The 2,500-nt window shown below is 45.7% G+C and carries 4 protein-coding genes (2 of these 4 cut by a window edge); all 4 read right to left on the bottom strand.

All coding sequences use genetic code 11. The annotated features are described in order from the left end of the window. Positions 1-881: the beginning of a DNA-directed RNA polymerase subunit beta gene (gene rpoB, locus FHG67_RS04665; protein ID WP_004499850.1), read on the bottom strand. It extends 2,800 nt beyond the left edge of the window; only the first 881 of its 3,681 coding nucleotides appear in the window; its start codon is at positions 879-881; its stop codon lies off the left edge, out of view. Between the two features lie 223 nt (positions 882-1,104). Continuing rightward, positions 1,105-1,485 carry a 50S ribosomal protein L7/L12 gene (gene rplL / locus FHG67_RS04660; protein WP_002625988.1) on the bottom strand — a complete coding sequence of 127 codons (381 nt, stop codon included), beginning with the start codon at positions 1,483-1,485 and terminating at the stop codon, positions 1,105-1,107. 52 nt (positions 1,486-1,537) lie between these two features. Further along, complete coding sequence (gene rplJ / locus FHG67_RS04655) at positions 1,538-2,071, bottom strand: 50S ribosomal protein L10 (RefSeq protein WP_004496285.1); 534 nt, start codon at positions 2,069-2,071, stop codon at positions 1,538-1,540. A gap of 27 nt (positions 2,072-2,098) precedes the next feature. Beyond that, on the bottom strand, positions 2,099-2,500 hold the 3' portion of the coding sequence (rplA, locus tag FHG67_RS04650; protein ID WP_002625976.1) for a 50S ribosomal protein L1. Its footprint extends 291 nt past the window's final position; only the last 402 of its 693 coding nucleotides appear in the window; the start codon falls outside the window, past its right edge; the stop codon is at positions 2,099-2,101.

Genomic DNA, 2,500 nt, shown 5'->3' with positions numbered 1-2,500 from the left:
TTTTCCAAAGCGTTGATCAGAATCGGGTTGTCTTTTCCTTTCGGGAATTCGATCAACTCGACTTCTTTCACCTTCATCTCTTTTAAGATGGAGATATTGTCTTCGTTGACCTTGGAACCGGCTTCGAGCATCACCTCTCCGGTTTCCATGTTGATGATGTCGTTGATGGTTCTTCTTCCTAGAATTTTTTTGAGATCCTTGGAAGTCGCACCCGCAATTTTTTCTTTTTTAGAACCGTAGAACAAACGAAGAACTTCTTCGTTGGTTCCGTATCCTAAAGATTTAACAAGAAGAGTGGCCGGGAATTTTTTCTTTCTATCGATCTTCGCGATCAGAATTCCCTTGTTATCCATCTCGAATTCCAACCAAGATCCTCTGTAAGGAATCACCCTGGCGGAGAAAACGTCTCTTTCCATATCGTAAGAAAAGAAAATACCCGGAGAACGGTGAAGCTGGGAAACGACCACGCGTTCCGCTCCGTTGATGATAAAAGTTCCCTGTTCGGTCATCACGGGAAGATCTCCCATGTAAACCGTTTGTTCTCGGATTTCTCCGGTTTCCTTGATGATGAGGCGGATCACCGCTTTTAACGGCATCGCGAAAGTCGCGTCCGTGTCCTTACATTCCTGAGGAGAACGTTTCGGTTCTCCCAAAATGTAATGACTGTATTCCATAAGCATGTCGTTGTTGGGACTTTCAATGGGGAAAGTTTCCCGGAATACGGCCTCTAATCCTTGATGCTTTCTTTTGGTTTCGTCCTTGACGTCTGCTTGGAGAAACCAGTCAAAAGAACGCTTTTGAATTTGAATCAAGTTAGGAAGGTAATCCAGATTCGTGATTTTTCCGAAATTTACCCGTTTTCTCTCTACTTGACCGTACATTCTTTGTGCTCCTATCGATAAATGAAAAACAATGATCCGTATTTAAAAACTCTAACGAACCTAAAATCGAAAGATTCCGAGTTGTTTTAGCCTTTGGAAATGATACCAAATTTTCGAAAGGCTGTAAATACAATAGAACAAGGAGGACCTGAAAACCAGACCTCCTTGCCGTGAGTGAAAGGATTTTTGAAAGCTAGCGCTAACAGAGTTCTTAACGAAACGATTAGCTCGCTTTGAGTTCGATCTGTGCGCCAACGCCCTCAAGTTTCTTTTTGAGGTCATCAGCTTCCGCTTTGGAAACGCCTTCTTTAACAGACTTTCCACCGGCTTCTACGAGATCTTTCGCCTCTTTCAATCCGAGTCCGGTGATTTCTCTTACGAGTTTGATCACTTCGATTTTCTTATCGCCAAATCCTTTCAGGATAACGTTGAAAGTGGAAGCTTCTTCGGCAGCAGCTCCACCGGCAGCAGGCGCAGCCGCAGCAGCTACCGCAACTGGAGCTGCAGCAGAAATGCCGAATTTATCTTCCATTTTTTTCACGAGGTCTGCAGCCTCAACTAAGGTTAGTTTTCCGATTTGCTCTAATAGCGCTTCCGTAGACATGATATGCTCCTTTGATTCCGTTTAGTTAGTCGTTTGCTATTTTAAAAAACCATTATGCGTTGTTCTTTTCCGCGGTCGCTTGGATCGCTCTTGCGAGAGAAGCGATGATCTGATTGATACCGGATGCGATCGTTCTCGCGGGCGCGTTGATTCCGCCGGCAATTTGAGCCAAAAGTTGTTCGCGGCTTGGAAGGCCCGCGATCGCTTCCACTCCGTTTGCGTCGAGAACGGAACCGTCCATGTATCCCGCTCTTAAGATCAGGTTTTTGTTATTTTTCGCAAAATCTTTGCAGACTTTTGCAACAGTTGGAAGGTTATCCTTTGCAAAGATTGCGGCAAGCGGTCCTTGGTATTCGGGCCCGAAAGTAATATTTTTATCTTTGTGAGCTCCGGACTCCTTCAAGGCTCTTAAGAAAAGATTGTTCTTGAGAACTTTCATCTCGGAACCTTCTTTTCTGAGTTGAGTGCGCAGACCGGTGATTTCTTCCACGGTCAAGCCCGAGTAGCAAGCGAGAATGAAGTTATTCTTCTCTTCCAGTTTGCCTTTGAGGTTTGCGACTGCTTCTACTTTTTCCTGATTCGCCATTTTCTAATACTCCAAATCTTGTCCGGGTCAGATGGAAGTGTTGACCAGTTCTTTCACGTCTACTTTCACACCGACTCCCATCGTAGGAGAAACGGAGAAAGTTTTTAAGTATTCGCCCTTCGCGTCGGAAGGTTTATCTCGCATCAGAGTTTGAACTACGGTGCGGATGTTTTCCACGAGTTTTGCGTTGTCGAAAGAAACCTTTCCGATTCCGAGGTGAACCACTCCGCCTTTGTCGGGGCGGTATTCCACTCTTCCGGATTTGAGTTCGTTTACGGCCTTTGCAACATCCGTGGTTACGGTTCCCGCTTTCGGTTTCGGCATCAGACCTTTTCTACCCAGAATCGGACCCAGCTTCCCTACGTCTTTCATCATGTCGGGAGTAGCCACGCAAGCGTCGAAATCGGTCCAACCGCCCGCCACTTTTTC

Origin of the sequence: Leptospira weilii, assembly GCF_006874765.1 — a bacterium.
GTDB classification, from domain to species: domain Bacteria; phylum Spirochaetota; class Leptospiria; order Leptospirales; family Leptospiraceae; genus Leptospira; species Leptospira weilii.
This window is presented reverse-complemented; position numbering and strand designations above follow the sequence as displayed.

Coding starts and splice junctions, on each gene's coding strand:
- rplL (WP_002625988.1), bottom strand. CDS start 1,485: ATGTCTACGGAAGCGCTATTAGAGCAAATCGGAAAACTAACCTTAGTT.
- rplJ (WP_004496285.1), bottom strand. CDS start 2,071: ATGGCGAATCAGGAAAAAGTAGAAGCAGTCGCAAACCTCAAAGGCAAA.